The following is a 16,878-nucleotide window of genomic DNA, read 5'->3' on the forward strand; positions in this document are numbered from 1 at the left end:
CCCACCATGACCCTCCAAGACCTGCAACTGAAACACGCCGCCCGCCTGGCCGATGCGATCGCCGCCGTGGCCCGCCGCGGCTACCACAGCGCCTATCCCGAGGATCCGACGCATCCCGTCTACGCCGACGGCTCGCGCGAAGCCGGCGAGGCCGCCGTGCGCGCGGCCTGGACGCGGCGCGATGGCGCGATCCGCGGCGAGGAGCGCAGCGCCTTCGGCGTGCCCTTCGACACCGCCTATGCCGACGAGCCGGTCGATGCCGTGCTCGCGCGCGCCGAGGCCGCCGCGCCGGCCTGGGCCGCGCTGGACCCGACCGAGCGCGCTGCGGTGGCGCTCGAGATCCTCGACGCGCTGCAGCAGCGTGCCTTCGAGATGGCCTTCGCCTGCATGCATGCCTGTGGCCAGCCGTTCGCGATGGCCTTCCAGGCCGGCACCGCGCATGCGCTGGACCGCGCGCTCGAGGCCGTGGCCATCGCCATGCGCGAGATGGGCGCCTATCCCGCGCGCGTGCTCTGGGAGAAGCCCGATGCGCGCCGGCCGCTGCGCGTGGAGAAGACCTTCGAGATCCTGCCGCGCGGCATCGCGGCCGTGATCGGCTGCGCCACCTTCCCGACCTGGAATTCCTACCCCGGCCTGTTCGCGAGCCTGGTCACGGGCAACCCGGTGGTCGTGAAGCCGCATCCCACGGCCGTGCTGCCGCTCGCGTTGTGCGTCGACACGGCGCGCACGGTGCTCGCGGGCCTGGGCCTCGACGCCGACGTGGTGCAGCTGCTGGTCGACACGCGCGCCGCGCCCAAGACCAAGGCGCTCGCGCTCGATGCGCGCGTGAAGCTGATCGACTTCACGGGTGGTCCCGAGTTCGGCGACTGGCTCGAAAGCCATGCGCGCCAGGCCCATGTCTTCACCGAGAAGGCGGGTGTCAACGCGGTGCTGATCGAGAGCACCGGCGACTACCCCGGCCTGGTGCGCAACCTCGCGCTCACGCTGAGCCTCTACAGCGCCCAGATGTGCACCACGCCGCAGAGCATCTACCTGCCGCGCGCGGGCATCCGGCTGCAGGACGGCGCGGCGAAGACGGTCGAGGATTTCAAGGCCGACCTCGCCGCGGCCGTGGCCAAGCTGGTCGCCGATCCGGTGCGCGCCATCGAATTGCTCGGCGCGATCCAGAGCGATGCCACCGAGGCGCGCGCCGTCGAGGCGGCATCGCTCGGCGAGCCGGTGTTCGCCTCGCGCCGGCTCGTGCATCCCGATCTGCCCGATGCGGTGCTGCGCACGCCGGCCTTGTATGCGGTGCCGCCCGAAGCCCTCGACACCATCGCGCGCGAGCACTTCGGTCCGATCAGCCTGCTGATCGTGACCGAGGACGCCGACGCGGCGCTGCGGCATGCGCACGAGGTCACGCGCGCGCGCGGCGCGATCACCTGGTCGGTGTACTCGCGCGACGAGCCCTTCGTGCGCCGCGCGAAGAGCGCGGCCGCCGATGCCGGCGTGCACCTCACGCTCGACATGACCGGCCCGGTGCTGGTGAACCAGTCCGCGGCCTTCAGCGACCTGCACGTGAGCGGCCACAACGCGGCCGGCAACGCGGCGCTGTGCGACACCGCCTTCGTGCTGCCGCGCTTCCGCGTGCTGCAGACGCGCCGCTACCTCGCCGCCTGAAACGCGGACTGCGGCCAAGAACAAAGGAGACGCCCCATGACCGAATCCCGCAATGCGCAGGCCGCGGCCGATGCCGCCGACGATTTCCTGTCGCTCGACGAACTGCAGGCGCGCCAGGACGCCAAGCTCGCCGCGCTCGGCCGCCGGCTCGCGGACTCGCCGCAGTGGCGGGCGCATTTCGCGGCGGCCGGCGCCTCGCCGCTCGACCTGAAGGACCGTGCCGCGCTGCAGACGCTGCCGCTGCTCGAGAAGAGCCACCTGCGCGCGCTCTATCCGTACCCGCTGCTCACCGTGCCGCTCGAGCAGGTGGTGCGCTTCTGCGCGACTTCGGGCACCACGGGCCTGCCGGTGCTGTTCGGTTTCACGCAAAAGGACTGGGAAGACACGCTGGTGCGCCAGCTCGCGCGCATCTACCGCACCGTGGGCGTGCGCGCGGGCGACCGCGTCTACCAGGGCTACGGCTACGGCCTGTGGATCGGCGGCAGCTCGATGGACGAGGCGCTCAAGGCCTATGGCGCGGTCAACTTCCCCGTCGGCCCGGGCCGCGGCGAGCTGATGGTGCAGTGGCTGCGCGACCATCGCCACACGGTCACGACCATGTCGCCGCTGTGGCTGATGACGCTGATCCAGCAGGCGCGCAAGGCCGGCATCGATCCGCGCCGCGACTGGGCGCTGCGCGTGGGGCTGTTCGGCGGCCAGTCGGTGTCGGCCACCTTCCGCAGCGAGATGGAGGCGCTGATGCCCGAGGGCTTCCTGGCGCACAACATCTACGGCACCACCGAGGCCGGCGGGCCGGTGCTCGGCGTTTCCTGCCCGCATTCGCACGGCGACGACGAGATGCACCTGATCAACGACGACAGCGTGCTCAGCGAGATCCTCGACCCGCAGACCCTGCGCCCGGTGGCGCCGGGCGAGGTCGGCGAGATCGTGTTCACCACGCTCGACAAGGAGGCCTCGCCGGTGCTGCGCTGGCGCACGCGCGACCTGGTGCGCCGTTCGGCCCAGCCCTACCGCTGCGCCTGCGGCCGCCATGCCTATGCGCGCATCGGCCGCATCATCGGCCGCTCGGACGACATGCTCAAGGTGCGCGGCGTGCTGGTCTATCCCTCGCAGATCGAGGACGTGATCGCGGGCGTCGAGGGCCTGGCCAAGGATGCCTGGCAGATCTACATCGACAGCGAGCGCAGCGTGCTCGACCACATGGAGGTGGCCGTGGAGCGCGTGCCCGGCACGGCCTGCACGGGCGACGACCTGGCGCGCGAGGTGCGCGCGCGGCTCAAGGCCCGGCTGGGCCTCACCTGCGAGGTGCGCTGCCACGACGAGGGCGCGCTGCCGCGCTACGAGGCCAAGGCCACGCGCGTGCTGCGGCGCAGCGCTGTGGAGGCCAGCCCGGCATGACGCACCCGACGCAAACCACGCCGGGCGCGCTGGCCGGCCTGCGCGTGATCGACCTGTCGCGCGTGCTCGGCGGTCCCTTCTGCACCCAGATGCTGGCCGACCATGGCGCGCAGGTGATCAAGGTCGAGCCGCCGCAGGGCGACGAGACGCGCGACTGGGGCCCGCCCTTCCTCGACGGTGCGGCTTCGTACTTCCTCGGCGTCAACCGCAACAAGCAGGGCGTCGCGCTCGACCTCTCGCTGCCCGAGGGCCGCGCGCTGCTGCTGCGCCTGCTGGCGGATGCCGACGTGCTGGTCGAGAACTTCAAGCCCGGCACGCTCGAGCGCTGGGGCATCGGCTACGAGGACTTCCTGCGCGAGCGCTTCCCGCGCCTGGTGCACTGCCGCGTCAGCGGCTTCGGCGTCGACGGCCCGCTGGGCGGCCTGCCGGGCTACGACGCGGTCGCGCAGGCCATGACCGGGCTGATGTCGGTCAACGGCGAACGCGGCGGTGCACCGCTGCGCATGGGCATCCCGGTGATCGACATCGCGACCGGGCTGCACGCGGTCATCGGCATCCTGATGGCGCTGCGCGAGCGCGAGCGCTCGGGCCGGGGCCAGTCGGTCGAGGCCACGCTGTTCGACACCGGTGTCTCGCTGATGCATCCGCACCTGCCCAACCACTTCCTGTCGGGCCGCGTCGCGACGCGCAGCGGCAACGCGCATCCCAACATCTGCCCCTACGACGCCTTCGCCACGCGCAGCTGCAACGTGTTCATCGCCGTGGGCAACGACGGCCAGTTCCGCCGCCTGGTCGCGCTGCTGGGCCGCGCCGAACTGGCCGACGATCCGCGCTTCGCGCACAACAGCGAGCGGCTCGCGAACGCGGCGGCGCTCAAGGCCGAGCTCGAGGCGCTGCTGGCCACGCGCGACGGCGAGGCCATCGCGCAGGAGCTGATGCGCGCGGGCGTGCCCTGCGGTCCGGTGCTCGATGTCGGCGGCGTGCGCACGCATCCGCATGCGCTGCACCGCGAACGCTTCGTCGAGGCCGGCGACCAGATGGGCGTGGCCTCGGCCGTGTCGCTGTCGCGCACGCCGGCCAGCTACCGCACCGCGGCGCCGGCCTTCGGCGCGCACAGCCTCGAGGTGCTGCGCGCCACCGGCCTCGGCGAGGCCGAGCTCGCCGAAGCCACCCGCGCGGGCGCGATTCCGCATGCGCGCTCTTCCTTTGCCGATTGATATGCCGTCTGGAAGGCGAATCAATGACTAACCACCCCTCCCATCCGAACACATGACAAGGAGAGATTCCCGATGAACCCGTCCCCCACCCACCAGGACAACGCCCAGGACACCGCCGCGCTCGCGCGCGCGCTGACCTCGCCGCCCGAGCAGGTGCTCGCCATGCCCGATCCACAGACCCTGCTCGCCGAGATCGAGGCCGCGCCCGGCATCGACGGGCCCAACATCTTTCCGCTCGAGTGGCACGTGGAGACGCCCAAGCTCTACGACATCTACGACGCCGCGCGCGATCCGGGCTGGTCGCCGCACACGCTGGCCTGGGACACGCTGCGCGTGGAGGACTACAGCCTCGACCAGCGCTACGCCATGGCCTACTGGTTCTCGCTGCTCGCGGTGTTCGACGGCTCGGGGCCGTCGGTGTTCGCGCGCGCCATGATCCACACCTACGAGAGCAAGGAAGAGGACCCGGTGCGCAAGTGCTTCTTCTCGGTCGTGCGCGACGAGATGAACCACGAGGAAGTGTGCGGCCGCGCCATCAAGCGCCTCACGCCCGGCGGCCCGCTCGGCTACGTACCCGAGACGCCGCTCGGGCATCTCGCGCGCAACAACATCGAGTGGCTCTACTACAACGGCTCGCGCTACTGGACCGGCTTCAAGAACGGCGTCGACAAGTACCCGCTCGCGATCCTGTTCACCTCCTTCCTGTTCGGCGAGGTGGCCTCGAGCACGCTGTTCCACGGCATGTACCAGCGCACCACCATCCCGGTGTTCAAGGAAGCCTTCAAGCGCATCGGCCAGGACGAGGGCCGCCACCTGGGCATCTGCCTCGCGGTGCTGCAGAAGCTGCTGCCGGTGCTCACCGAGGACGACAAGCAGATGATCAGCATCCAGCTGCGCGCGGGCTTCGTGTTCCTCTCGGGCATCCTGCACGAGCCGCCCGAGCAGTTCTGGAAGCTGCCGCCCACCTTCATCCCCGCGCAGCGCCAGATCGACGAAGTCGCGCGCAGCGCCGGCCTGGGCATCCTCACGCTCGACGAGCGCAAGGCCAACTGGAAGACGGCCGTGCTGCGCATGAAGGCCAACCTCGATCCCTACGGCATCGAATTCCCCGCGCTGCCCGAAGTGGGCATCGAGGGCAAGGAGGTGGTGTTCGATCCCGAGAAGGTGATCCCGATCTTCTAGGCCGCATGACATCGATGAACATGAGCCGAACGATCCTCGTCAACGAGGCGATCCGCTTCGGCGTCCCCGAGGGAGAGATCATCCTGGACGCCGCGCTGTCGCAGGGCGTGGTGCTGCCGCACCAGTGCCGCGGCGCCTCCTGCGGCATGTGCAAGGCACGCGTCACGCAGGGCACGGTCGACAACGGCTGGTCGCTGGGCCTCGCGATCTCCGACCAGGAGATCGCCGAGGGCTTCTGCCTGATGTGCCAGGCGCGGCCGCTGAGTGCCGAGGTGCATCTGCGCACGGTGCAGCCGATCCCGGGCGGCGAGGGCTCGGCCGTGCAGAGCTTCGAGGCGCGCGTGCTGTGCAACACGCCGCTGACGCCGCGCGTGCGGCGGCTGGTGTTGCAGGCGAGCGAGCCGGCGCGCTTCGAGGCCCAGGCCGGTGCCTATGTCGAGCTCGCGCTGCCGGGACTTTCGCCGCACCGGCGCTACAGCATCGCGACCGTGCCTTCGGACGATGGCCTGATCGAGCTGCTGGTGGCGCGCCACCCGGGCGGCGCGGCCAGCAGCCACATCCACGACCTGCTGCAGCCCGGCGACACCGTCGGCGTGACCGGCCCCTACGGCACCTGCCGGCTGCCCGAGGGCGAGGGCCCGGTGCTCGGCCTTGCGGGCGGCACCGGCCTGGCGCCCGTGCTCTCGATCATGGAGGACGCGCTCGCGCACGGCGACACGAGCCCGATGACGCTGCTGTTCTCGGTGCGCGACGACGCCGAGCTGATGCTGATGGACCGCCTCGCGGGGCTGGCCCGCGCGCATCCGAACTTTCGCTATGCGCTGCTGGTGACCGAGGCGCGCAGCCGCTTCTGCACGAAGCAGCAGTACGCACCCTCGTGGCTGCGCGAGAACCACGATTCGCTGCTCGGCGCCCGCGCTGTGATCGGCGGCTCGCCGGGCTTCGTCGCGGCCTGTTCCGACACCTGCATCGCGCTGGGCATGGCGAGCACGGCGATTTCCGCCGACAGCTTCACGCCGGTGGCCCAGACCTAGCGAGCTTTCGTTTTTTTCCCGGTACGACAGACACATAAAAGGAGACAACGATGATCGAGATTGCAAAGGCCCGCTTCCGGGCCGCCGCCTTCGGCGCGGCACTGTGCTTCGCGGCGCTTTCGGGCGCGCGGGCCGACATCAACGTGGGCGTGGTGGTCTCGGCCACCGGTCCCGCGGCCTCGGTGGGCGTGACCCAGCAGCGCACGGTGTCGGTGCTGCCCGCCACCGCGGGCGGCGAGAAGGTCAACTACATCCTGCTCGACGACGCGTCCGACACCTCGACCACGGTCAAGAACGTGCGCAAGCTGATTTCCGAGTCGGCGATCGACCTGCTGATCGGGCCGAGCCTCACGCCCAACTCGCTGGCCGTGCTCGACATCCTGGTGGAGAGCGGCACGCCGATGATCAGCCTCGCGGGCTCGGGCGCCATCGTCGAGCCGGTGGACGACCGCAAGCGCTGGGCCTTCAAGACCCCGCAGAGCGACACCCACATGGCGACCGCGATCATCAAGCACATGGCCGACAACGGCGTGAAGCGCGTGGCCTTCATCGGCTTCAACGACGCCTACGGCGAAGGCTGGTGGCGCGAGTTCGGCAAGCTCGCCGAGCTGCGCAAGATCGAGGTGGTGGCCAACGAGCGCTACACGCGCACCGACGCCTCGGTCACCGGGCAGGTGCTCAAGCTGCTGGCCTCGCAGCCCGACGCGGTGTTCATCGCGGCCTCGGGCACGCCCGCGGTGCTGCCGCAGGCCACGCTGTTCGACCGCGGCTACCGCGGCAAGGTCTACCAGACCCATGGCGTGGCGAACAACGACTTCCTGCGCGTGGGCGGCGCCAAGCTCGAGGGCACCTTCGTGCCGGCCGGCCCCGTGCTGGTGGCCGAACAGCTGCCCGACAGCCATCCGGCGAAGAAGCCCTCGCTCGAATTCATCCGCAAGTACGAGGCGCTGCCCAACGCGGGCCACCGTTCCACCTTCGCCGCCTACCTCTGGGATGCAGCGCTGATCCTGCAGGATGCGGCGCCGCGCGCGTTCAAGGGCGCCAAGCCCGGCACGCCCGAATTCCGCAAGGCACTGCGCGACGCGATCGAGTCCACGCAGGACCTGCATGCCACCAACGGCGTCTACAGCCTTGGGCCCAAGGACCACATCGGCCTGGACCAGCGCAGCCGGGTGATGGTGCGCATCGAGAAGGGCAGCTGGAAGTACATCCCCTGACGCGCGGCGGATCCTACAGATCATGGACATGCAGATCTTCGGCCTGCTGGTGCAGGACGGCCTCGCGAGCGGCGCGGTCTACGTGCTGCTGGCGCTGGCGCTCGTGATGGTCTTCACCGTCACGCGCATCGTGTTCGTCCCGCAGGGCGAATTCGTCAGCGCCAGCGTGCTGACCATCGCGGCCTTCCAGCAGGGCCAGGCGCCGGGGCTGGCGGTGCCGGTGGCGGCGGTGGCCCTGCTGGCCTGCGGCATGGAAACGGCAGGGCGCCTGCGGCAGCGCAACCTGGCGGGGCTGGGCGGTCGGCTCGCGCTGCTCGGCGCGCTGCCGCTGGCGGCCTGCGCCTTCGCCTGGTTCGGCGTCGATGCGCGCTCGCCGGCCTGGATGCAGACGGCCGCGGCGGTGGCGCTGGTCACGGCGATGGGGCCGCTGATCTACCGCACGGTGTTCCGGCCGATGGGCAATGCCTCGCCGCTGGTGCTGCTGGTGGCGGCGATCGCGCTGCACTTCGTGCTGGTGGCGCTGGGCCTGTACGTGTTCGGGCCCGAGGGCTCGCGGCTGCCGGGCTTCGAACTGCCGGCCGGCCTGCTCGCGGGACTGCCGGTGGCGCCGCAGACACTGGCGGTGGTGGCGGCGAGCGCCGTGCTCGTGGCCGTGTTCTTCGCCTTCTTCGGTCACACGCTGAGCGGCAAGGCGCTGCGCGCCACCGCCGTGTGCCGCGACGGCGCACGGCTGGTCGGCATCTCGCCCGACCACTCGGGCGAACTGGCGCTGACCATCGCCGCCTTCATCGGCGCGGTCTCGGGCGTGCTGATCGGCCCGTTCACCACCATCTACTACGACTCGGGCTTCCTGCTCGCGCTCAAGGGCTTCGTCGGCGCGATCGTCGGCGGGCTCTCGGGCTACGTCCTCGCCGCCGCGGGCTCGCTCGTGGTGGGCCTGCTCGAGGCCTTCTCGTCCTACGGCGCGAGCGCCGCCAAGGAGATCATCGTGTTCGCATTGATCGTGCCGCTGCTGCTGTGGCGTTCGCTGGCCGACCCGCATTCGCAGGAGGCCTCATGACGCTTCGTTCCTGGGTGCTCGCGGCCGTCGCCGTGGCGGCCGCGGCCGGCGTGGCGCTGTTCGCCTCGAGCTACTACGTCACGCTCGCGAGCTTTGTGCTGCTCTACGCCACGGTGGCGCTCGGGCTCACGCTGATGACCGGCTTCGCGGGCCTGATCTCCTTCGGCCAGGCGGCCTTCGTCGGCATCGGCGCCTACGCGGCCGGCTACCTCGCGGTGGCGCACGGCGTGCCGGGCTGGGCCACGCTGCTGGCCGGCGTCGCGCTCGCCACGCTGTCGGCCGCGGGCATCGGCGCGCTCACGCTCTCGATGGGCGGCCACTACCTGTCGCTGACCACGCTGGCCTGGGGCGTGGTCGTCTATTACGGGCTGGGCATCATCGAGCCGCTGGGCGGCTTCAACGGCCTCGCGGGCATTCCGGCGCTGAACCTGTTCGGCTTCGACTTCGCGTCCGAGCGCTCGATGTTCTGTTTGATCGCGCTGGGCTTCGCGCTGGCTTTCTGGCTGGTGCGCAACCTGCTCGATTCGCGGCTCGGCCGCGCGGTGCGCGCGCTGCGCGCCGGCGCCGACCTGCCCGAGGCCTTCGGCGCGCATGCGTTCCGGCTCAAGGTCGCGGTGTTCTGCACCGCCGCGGGCCTGGCCGGCATGGCGGGCTGGCTCTACGTCTACATGCAGCGCTTCCTCAATCCCACGCCCTTCGGGCTGCAGATGAGCATCGAGTACCTGTTCATGGCGGTGATGGGCGGCGTGGGCGCGCTGTGGGGCGCGCTCGCGGGCGCCGGCGTGGTGGTGGTGCTCAAGCAGGTGCTGCAGGACGTGCTGCCGGCGCTGCTCGGCCGCTCGGGCAACTTCGAGATGGCGGTGTTCGGCGTGCTGATGCTGCTGATCCTCGCGCGCGCCAACGCGGGGCTGTGGCCGCTGCTCGCGCGCTGGACGCGCTTCACGGCCGCCGTGCCGCGGCGGCCCGCGCCGCGCGGCGCGCCGGCCGAGCTGCGCGCGCCCGCGCAGCACGCAGCCGCCGCGCCGGGCGAGGTGCTGCTGCGCGTCGACGGGGCCGAGAAGCGCTTCGGCGGGCTGGTCGCGGTCAACCGCGTCTCCTTCGAGGTGCGCGGCGGCGAGATCGTCGCGCTGCTCGGGCCCAACGGCGCGGGCAAGAGCACGCTGTTCAACCTGATCACCGGCCTCCTGCCCGCCAGCGCCGGCGCGATCCTGCTGCGCGGCCAGCGCATCGACGCGCTCGGCGCGCGCCACGTGGCCGCGCGCGGCGTGGCGCGCACCTTCCAGCACGTGAAGCTGGTGGCCGACATGAGCGTGCGCGACAACGCGGCGCTCGGCTGCCACCTGCTCGGGCGCGACGGCTGGCTGCGCGCGATGCTGCGGCTCGATCGCCGCGAGGAGGCCGCGATCGAGGCCATGGCGCTGGCGCAGCTGCGGCGCTGCGGCCTCGAGGACCTCGCGGATGCGCCCGCGGTCAGCCTGCCTTTGGGCAAGCAGCGCATCTTGGAGATCGCGCGCGCCCTGTGCGCCCGCCCGCAGCTGCTGCTGCTCGACGAGCCGGCGGCGGGCCTGCGGCATCAGGAGAAGAAGACCCTGGCCGCGCTGCTCAAGCAGCTGCGCGGCGAGGGCGTGACCGTGCTCATCGTGGACCACGACATGGAATTCATCATGGACATCGCCGACCGCCTGGTCGTGATGCAGTTCGGCCAGAAGATCGCCGAGGGCGAGGCGCAGGCGGTGCGCGACAACCCCCGCGTGCAGCAGGCCTACCTGGGGAGCGCGGCATGACGCTGGAAGCCCGCGCTCTGTGCGCGTTCCATGGCCGCATCCCGGCGCTGCACGAGGTCGACGTGTCGGTGCCGCCCTCGGGCATCGTCACCGTGGTCGGCCCCAACGGCGCCGGCAAGTCCACGCTGCTGGCCGCGCTCATGGGCCGGCTGCCGATGAGCGGCGAGGTGCGTCTCGACGGCACCGACCTGCGCTTCGTCTCGCCCGAGCGCCGCGTGGCCATGGGCCTGGCGCTGGTGCCCGAGCAGCGCGACCTGTTCGGCACCTTGAGCGTGGCCGACAACCTCGAGCTCGGCGCCTTCTGCTGGCGCCGCGCGGGCCGGCGCGCGATCGCCGCCGAGATGGAGCGCGTGTATGCGTTGTTCCCGCGCCTGGGCGAGCGGCATGCGCAGCTCGCGCACACGCTCTCGGGCGGCGAGCGGCAGATGCTCGCGCTGGGCCGCGCGCTGATGGCGCGCCCGCGCATCCTGCTGCTCGACGAGCCGAGCCTGGGGCTCGCGCCACTGGTGGTGCGCGACATCTTCGCCACCGTGCGGCGGCTGCAGGCGCAGGGCGTGGCGATCCTGCTGGTCGAGCAGAACGCGCGCGCCGCCTTCGAGGTGGCCGACCATGCCTACGTGCTCGAGATGGGCCGCGTGAGCCTGCAGGGGCCGGCCGCCGAGGTCGCGCGCGATGCGCGGGTCGCCGACAGCTACCTGGGGCGGGCCGCAGCGCCCCCGGCCCCGATCGAATCGATGCCGCCCGAGAAGCTGGCGGCCTGAAGAAGGAGACCCCGATGAACGAAGAATCCCTCGCGTCGCGCGAGCGCTCCGTCGCCGCCGTCATCCACCAGCTGCGCGAACGCTTCGGCGAGCGCTGCGCGACCGGCCAGGCGGTGCGCGACCAGCACGGCAAGGACGTGTCCTTCCATCCGCTGCATGCGCCCGACGCGGTGGTGTTCGCCGAGTCGACCGAGGAGGTGGCCGCGGTCGCGCGGCTGTGCCACGCGGCCTCGGTGCCGATGATCCCGTTCGGCACCGGCACCTCGTGCGAAGGCGGCGTCGCGGCGCTGCATGGCGGCATCTGCATCGACCTCTCGCGCATGAATGCCGTGCTCGAGATCCACGAGGCCGACTTCGACTGCCGCGTGCAGGCCGGCGTGACGCGCAAGCAGCTCAACGCGGCGCTGCATGGAAGCGGCCTGCATTTCCCGATCGACCCCGGCGCCGATGCCTCGATCGGCGGCATGGTGTCGACGCGCGCCTCGGGCACCAACGCGGTTCGCTACGGCACCATGCGCGAGAGCGTGATGTCGCTCGAGGTGGTGCTGCCCGACGGCGAGGTGGTGCGCACCGGCGGGCGCGCGCGCAAGTCGGCCGCGGGCTACGACCTCACGCACCTGTTCACCGGCGCCGAGGGCACGCTGGGCATCGTCACCGAGGTGGGCCTCAGGCTGCATCCGCTGCCCGAGCAGATCGCGGCCGCGCGCTGCGGCTTCCCCGACCTGCGCGCGGCCATCGAGGCGGTCACCGCGATCATGCAGACCGGCGTGCCGGTGGGCCGCATCGAGTTCCTCGATGCGCAGCAGGTCGAGGCCTGCAACCGCTACGCCAAGCTCGGGCTGCCGGTCATGCCCACGCTGTTCCTCGAGTTCCACGGCGCGCCCGAGAGCGTGGCGCAGCAGGTGCGCGTGGCCGAGGAGCTCGCGGCCGAGCATGGCGGCGTGGGCTTCGCCTGGGCCGACACGCCCGAGCAGCGCAGCCGGCTCTGGCAGGCGCGCCACGACGTGTGGTGGGCCGCGCTCGCGCTGCGCCCCGGCTGCCAGGGCATGCCCACCGATGCCTGCGTGCCGATCTCGCGCCTGAGCGAGGCGGTGCTGGCAGCACGCGCCGACGTCGAGGAACTCGGGCTCACCGCACCCATGTGCGGCCACGTGGGCGACGGCAATTTCCATCTGTGCGTGGTGGTCGATCCCGCCGATGCCGACGAGATGGCGCGCGCCGAGACGCTCAACGCGCGGCTGATGCGCCGCGCCATCGCGATGGGCGGCACCTGCACCGGCGAGCACGGCATCGGCTACGGCAAGCTCGACTTCCTCGAACTCGAGCGCGGCGCCTCGATGCGCGTGATGGCGGCGATCAAGCAGGCGCTCGATCCGCGCGGGGTCATGAATCCGGGGAAGGTGCTGCGGCAACGCAGCGTTTGAATCTTTTCCCTAGAGCGGCACCCGCGTCAGATCGAGCCGGGTGTCGTTCTTCACCTCGCGCAGCGCGACCGAGGTCTTGATCTGCCGGATGCCCTCGAGCTTCAGCATGAAGCGGTGCAGGAAGCGGTCGAAGGCCAGCGCGTCGGGCACCACGATCTTGAGGATGTAGTCGCCGTCGCCGGTGGTGACCCAGCACTCGAGGATCTCGGGCGTGGCCTGCACCGCGCGCTCGAAGGCCGCCACCACCGTTTCCGAATGCCGCTCCAGGCTGATTTGCGTGAACATGCAGCCGTGCAGCCCGACCTTGTTGCGGTCGACCAGCGCGACGAAGCGGCGGATGATGCCGCTGTCCTCGAGTTCGCGCAGACGGCGCCAGCAGGGCGCCGAGGACAGGCCCACCTCGTCGGCCAGCGCCTGCACCGTCATGCGGCCGTCGGCCTGCAGCAGGTCGAGGATGCGGCGCGTGGGCGCGTCGGACAGCGGCGTCGAATCGGTCTTTCCCATGGCGGCGATCTCCGGAATGAAACATGCCGGGTTGTCACCAACGCCGCATGGATCGCAATTATATATGCTGTCCAGACGGATTAATATTTGATCTTCCCCCGATGGACGGATCCACACCATGCAGACAGAAGAAGCAGCGCCCGCGCTGGAGACAGGCTACCGGCTCGAAGACAACCGCACCGCGCGCGCAGGCCGCGTGTTCCTCACAGGCACGCAGGCGCTGGTGCGCCTGCTGTTCCGCCAGCGGCAGGAGGATCAGGCCCGCGGCTGGAACACCGCCGGCTACGTGAGCGGCTATCGCGGCTCGCCGCTCGCGGGCGTTGACACCGAGCTGTGGCGCGCCAAGTCGGACCTCGCCGAGCACGGCATCCGCTTCCTGCCGGCGATCAACGAGGACCTGGCCGCCACCGCGGTGATGGGCACTCAGCAGGTCGGCCTGGACCCCGAGCGCGAGGTCGATGGCGTGTTCGCCATGTGGTACGGCAAGGGGCCGGGCGTGGACCGCGCGGGCGATGCGATCCGCCACGGCAACGCGGCCGGCACCTCGCGACGCGGCGGCGTGCTGATGGTGGTGGGCGACGACCACGCGGCCACCTCGTCGTCGATCCCCAATGCCAGCGACCTGTCGCTGATGGGCTGGGGCATCCCGATCGTGCATCCGGCCTCGGTCGACGAGTACGAGGCCTTCGGCCTCTGGGGTTGGGCCGCCTCGCGCCATGCCAGCACCTGGGTCGCGTTCAAGGCGATCTCGGAGACGGTCGAGAGCGCGCGCTCGGTCGAGGCCTCCTCGGGCGCGGCACTCGCATTGCCCGAAGCGTCCGAGTTGCCCGACACCTCCGCGCTCGAATACCGCACCAGCGACTTCCTCACGCCAGCCGTCGAGTTGCGGCTGGCCGCCAAGCTCGAGGCCTTCAGCGCCTTCGCGCGCGGCAATCCGCTCGATCGCCTGGTGGTGCCGGCGCCCGGCGCCACGGCCGGCATCGTGGCGGTGGGCAAGTCCTTCCACGACCTGATGGAGGTGCTGCAGCGCTGCGGCCTCGGCGCCGACGACCTGCCGGCGCTCGGCCTGCGGCTCTACAAGCCGGGCCTGGTGTTCCCGCTCGATGCCGAGGGCGCCGACCGTTTCTGCGAGGGGCTGTCGCATGTGCTGGTGATCGAGGAGAAGGCCTCGGTGGTCGAGCAGCAACTCAAGGACCGGGTGTTCAACCGCGCGCGCCGGCCCACGGTCTGCGGCAAGCAGGACCTCGAGGGCCATCCGCTGCTGGCCTGGACCGGCCAGCTCTCGCCCGCGAGCATTGCCGCCGCGTTGCTGACCTGGCTGCGCGCCATCGATCATCCATTGGCCGCGCGCATCGACACTGCACGCTTCGCCGCGCGCGCGGCGTTGTCGAACGACGCCGACGGCATGCGGCGGCTGCCGTACTTCTGCTCGGGCTGCCCGCACAACAGCTCGACCAAGGTGCCCGAGGGCAGCCAGGCGCAGGCCGGCGTCGGCTGCCACTACATGGCGAGCTGGATGGACCGCGGCACCGGCGGCCTCACGCAGATGGGCGGCGAGGGCACCGACTGGCTCGGGCGCGGCGCCTTCACGCGCGTGCCGCACGTGTTCCAGAACATGGGCGAGGGCACCTACTTCCATTCGGGCTACCTCGCGATCCGGCAGGCGGTGGCGGGCGGCGCGAACATCACCTACAAGATCCTGTTCAACGACGCGGTGGCGATGACCGGCGGCCAGCCCGTCGACGGCCAGACCAGCGTGCCGCAGATCTGCACCCAGGTCGCGAGCGAGGGCGCGCGCCAGGTGGTGGTGGTGACCGACGAGCCGCGACGCTACCACGGCGTGACGCTGGCCGCGGGCGTGCAGGTGCGGCACCGGCGCGAGCTCGACATGGTGCAGCGCGAGCTGCGCGAGATCGCGGGCGTCACGGTGCTGGTCTACGACCAGACCTGCGCGGCCGAGAAGCGCCGCCGCCGCAAGCGCAAGAGCTATCCCGATCCGGCGCGGCGCGTGCTCATCAACCCCGAGGTCTGCGAAGGCTGCGGCGACTGCGGCACGCAGTCGAACTGTCTGTCGGTCGCGCCGCTCGAGACCTCGTTCGGCCGCAAGCGCCAGATCGACCAGTCGAGCTGCAACAAGGACTTCTCGTGCGCCGAGGGCTTCTGCCCCAGCTTCGTGAGCGTGCTCGGCGGCAGCCTGCGCAAGGGCACGGCGGCCGCGCCCGCGCAGGACCCCGAGGCGCTCGCGGCCGCGCTGCCGCTGCCCGCGCTGCCTTCGCTCGCGCAGCCCTACGACCTGATGATCGCGGGCGTCGGCGGCACCGGCGTCATCACGCTCGGCGCGCTGATCGCGATGGCCGCGCACCTCGAGGGCAAGGGAATCTCGGTGCTCGACTTCACCGCGCTCGCGCAGAAGGGCGGCTCGGTCGTGAGCCACGTGCGCCTGGCCGACACACCCGATCGCCTGCACGCGGTGCGCCTGCTGCCGGGCACCGCGCGCACCCTGATCGCCGCCGACCTGGTGGTGGGCGTGCTGCCCGACGTGCTGGGCGTGATCGGCGAGGGCCGCACGCGCGTGGTGGTCAACACCCACCTGCAGACCCTGGCCGAGTTCACGCGCCAGCCCGACCTGCCCTACCGCGAGGACGCGCTGCTCGCCAAGATCGAGGCCGCCGCGGGTGCCGCGCAGGTCGAGCGCATCGATGCGAACGCCACCGCCAAGGCGCTGCTGGGCGACGCCATCGGCGCCAACATGCTGATGCTCGGCCATGCCTGGCAGCAGGGCGGCGTGCCGGTGAGCCTGGCGGCGCTGATGCGCGCGATCGAGCTCAACGGCGTGGCCGTGGCCGCCAACAAGCGCGCCTTCGCGGCCGGCCGGCTCACGGCCGCCGATCCGCAATGGCGCCAGACGCTGATGGGCGACCGTGGCAGCGTCGTCACGCTGAACCTGCCGCAGTCCTTCGAGAAGCTGCTCGACGAGCGCGTGCGCTTCCTCACCGACTACCAGGACGCGCGCTATGCGCGCCGCTACCTCGACACCGTGCGCCGCGTGGAGGCCGCCGAGCGCGCCGTCGCGCCCGGCGCGCGGCGGCCGCGGCTGGCGGAGGCGGTGGCGCGTTCGCTGTTCAAGCTGATGGCCTACAAGGACGAGTACGAGGTCGCGCGGCTGCATGCGCGGCCCGAGTTCCTGCAGAACCTGCGTGATCAGTTCGAGGGCGACTTCAAGCTGCAATTCCACCTGGCGCCGCCGATCTTCGAGAAGCGCGGCGCGGATGGAAAGGTGCTCAAGCGCAGCTTCGGCGCCTGGATGCTGCCGGTGTTCCGCACGCTCGCGGCGCTGCGCGGCCTGCGCGGCACGCCGCTCGATCCCTTCGGCTGGCTGGCCGAGCGGCGCGAGGAGCGCGCGCTGGTGGTGGAGTACGAAGGGCTCGTCGGGCGCCTGCTCGACGGGCTGACGAGCGAGCGCATCGGCAGCGCGGTGGCGGTCGCGGCGCTGCCCGAGAAGATCCGCGGCTACGGGCACGTGAAGGCGCGCGGCATCGCCGAGTACCGCCGCCACCTGCCCGTGCTGCTGGCGGCGCACGATGCACCGCCGCCCGCGATGCAGCCGCCCGCGCTGAAGACCGCTTGATCGAGGAGCA

General features: G+C 71.4%; 12 protein-coding genes. 11 read left to right on the forward strand and 1 reads right to left on the reverse strand.

From position 1 onward, the window contains the following. Nucleotides 1-6 precede the first annotated feature (6 nt). From paaN to ACEN9J_RS39460, 10 genes are all read left to right on the forward strand, one after another. Nucleotides 7-1,659 carry a phenylacetic acid degradation protein PaaN gene (gene paaN / locus ACEN9J_RS39415; protein ID WP_413765167.1) on the forward strand — a complete coding sequence of 551 codons (1,653 nt, stop codon included), beginning with the start codon at nucleotides 7-9 and terminating at the stop codon, nucleotides 1,657-1,659. 36 nt (nucleotides 1,660-1,695) lie between these two features. After that, on the forward strand, nucleotides 1,696-3,057 hold the full coding sequence (locus tag ACEN9J_RS39420) for a phenylacetate--CoA ligase family protein (RefSeq protein WP_413765168.1): 1,362 nt from the start codon (nucleotides 1,696-1,698) through the stop codon (nucleotides 3,055-3,057). Next, complete coding sequence (locus ACEN9J_RS39425; protein WP_413765169.1) at nucleotides 3,054-4,274, forward strand: CaiB/BaiF CoA transferase family protein; 1,221 nt, start codon at nucleotides 3,054-3,056, stop codon at nucleotides 4,272-4,274. The genes ACEN9J_RS39420 and ACEN9J_RS39425 overlap by 4 nt, the downstream gene beginning before the upstream one ends. A 72-nt stretch (nucleotides 4,275-4,346) precedes the next feature. Beyond that, the gene (locus tag ACEN9J_RS39430) at nucleotides 4,347-5,456 is read left to right on the forward strand and encodes a hypothetical protein (RefSeq protein ID WP_398491939.1); all 1,110 of its coding nucleotides are present in this window, start codon (nucleotides 4,347-4,349) and stop codon (nucleotides 5,454-5,456) included. A gap of 20 nt (nucleotides 5,457-5,476) precedes the next feature. Further along, nucleotides 5,477-6,490, forward strand: a complete 1,014-nt coding sequence (locus ACEN9J_RS39435; protein ID WP_413765170.1) for a 2Fe-2S iron-sulfur cluster-binding protein — start codon at nucleotides 5,477-5,479, stop codon at nucleotides 6,488-6,490. Nucleotides 6,491-6,540: 50 nt separating this feature from the next. Next, nucleotides 6,541-7,707, forward strand: a complete 1,167-nt coding sequence (locus tag ACEN9J_RS39440; RefSeq protein WP_413765171.1) for an ABC transporter substrate-binding protein — start codon at nucleotides 6,541-6,543, stop codon at nucleotides 7,705-7,707. Between the two features lie 22 nt (nucleotides 7,708-7,729). Further along, nucleotides 7,730-8,767, forward strand: a complete 1,038-nt coding sequence (locus ACEN9J_RS39445) for a branched-chain amino acid ABC transporter permease (RefSeq protein ID WP_413765172.1) — start codon at nucleotides 7,730-7,732, stop codon at nucleotides 8,765-8,767. Next, on the forward strand, nucleotides 8,764-10,551 hold the full coding sequence (locus ACEN9J_RS39450; protein ID WP_413765173.1) for an ABC transporter permease subunit: 1,788 nt from the start codon (nucleotides 8,764-8,766) through the stop codon (nucleotides 10,549-10,551). The genes ACEN9J_RS39445 and ACEN9J_RS39450 overlap by 4 nt, the downstream gene beginning before the upstream one ends. Further along, nucleotides 10,548-11,312 (forward strand): ABC transporter ATP-binding protein, encoded by a 765-nt coding sequence (locus tag ACEN9J_RS39455; RefSeq protein ID WP_413765174.1) that lies wholly within the window; start codon nucleotides 10,548-10,550, stop codon nucleotides 11,310-11,312. Before ACEN9J_RS39450 ends, ACEN9J_RS39455 begins: the two co-directional genes overlap by 4 nt. 14 nt (nucleotides 11,313-11,326) lie before the next feature. Continuing rightward, a complete protein-coding gene (locus tag ACEN9J_RS39460; RefSeq protein ID WP_413765175.1) occupies nucleotides 11,327-12,736 on the forward strand; it encodes an FAD-binding oxidoreductase in 1,410 nt (469 codons plus the stop codon). Nucleotides 12,737-12,745: 9 nt separating this feature from the next. Here the strand turns inward: ACEN9J_RS39460 and ACEN9J_RS39465 are convergent, their stop codons facing one another. Beyond that, the gene (locus ACEN9J_RS39465) at nucleotides 12,746-13,240 is read right to left on the reverse strand and encodes an Lrp/AsnC family transcriptional regulator (RefSeq protein ID WP_057589770.1); all 495 of its coding nucleotides are present in this window, start codon (nucleotides 13,238-13,240) and stop codon (nucleotides 12,746-12,748) included. 118 nt (nucleotides 13,241-13,358) lie between these two features. Here ACEN9J_RS39465 and ACEN9J_RS39470 point away from each other — a divergent pair, with 118 nt between their 5' ends. Beyond that, complete coding sequence (locus ACEN9J_RS39470; RefSeq protein ID WP_413765176.1) at nucleotides 13,359-16,868, forward strand: indolepyruvate ferredoxin oxidoreductase family protein; 3,510 nt, start codon at nucleotides 13,359-13,361, stop codon at nucleotides 16,866-16,868. Nucleotides 16,869-16,878: the final 10 nt, after the last annotated feature.

Origin of the sequence: Variovorax sp. Varisp41 (assembly GCF_047325085.1) — a bacterium.
GTDB lineage: Bacteria > Pseudomonadota > Gammaproteobacteria > Burkholderiales > Burkholderiaceae_C > Variovorax.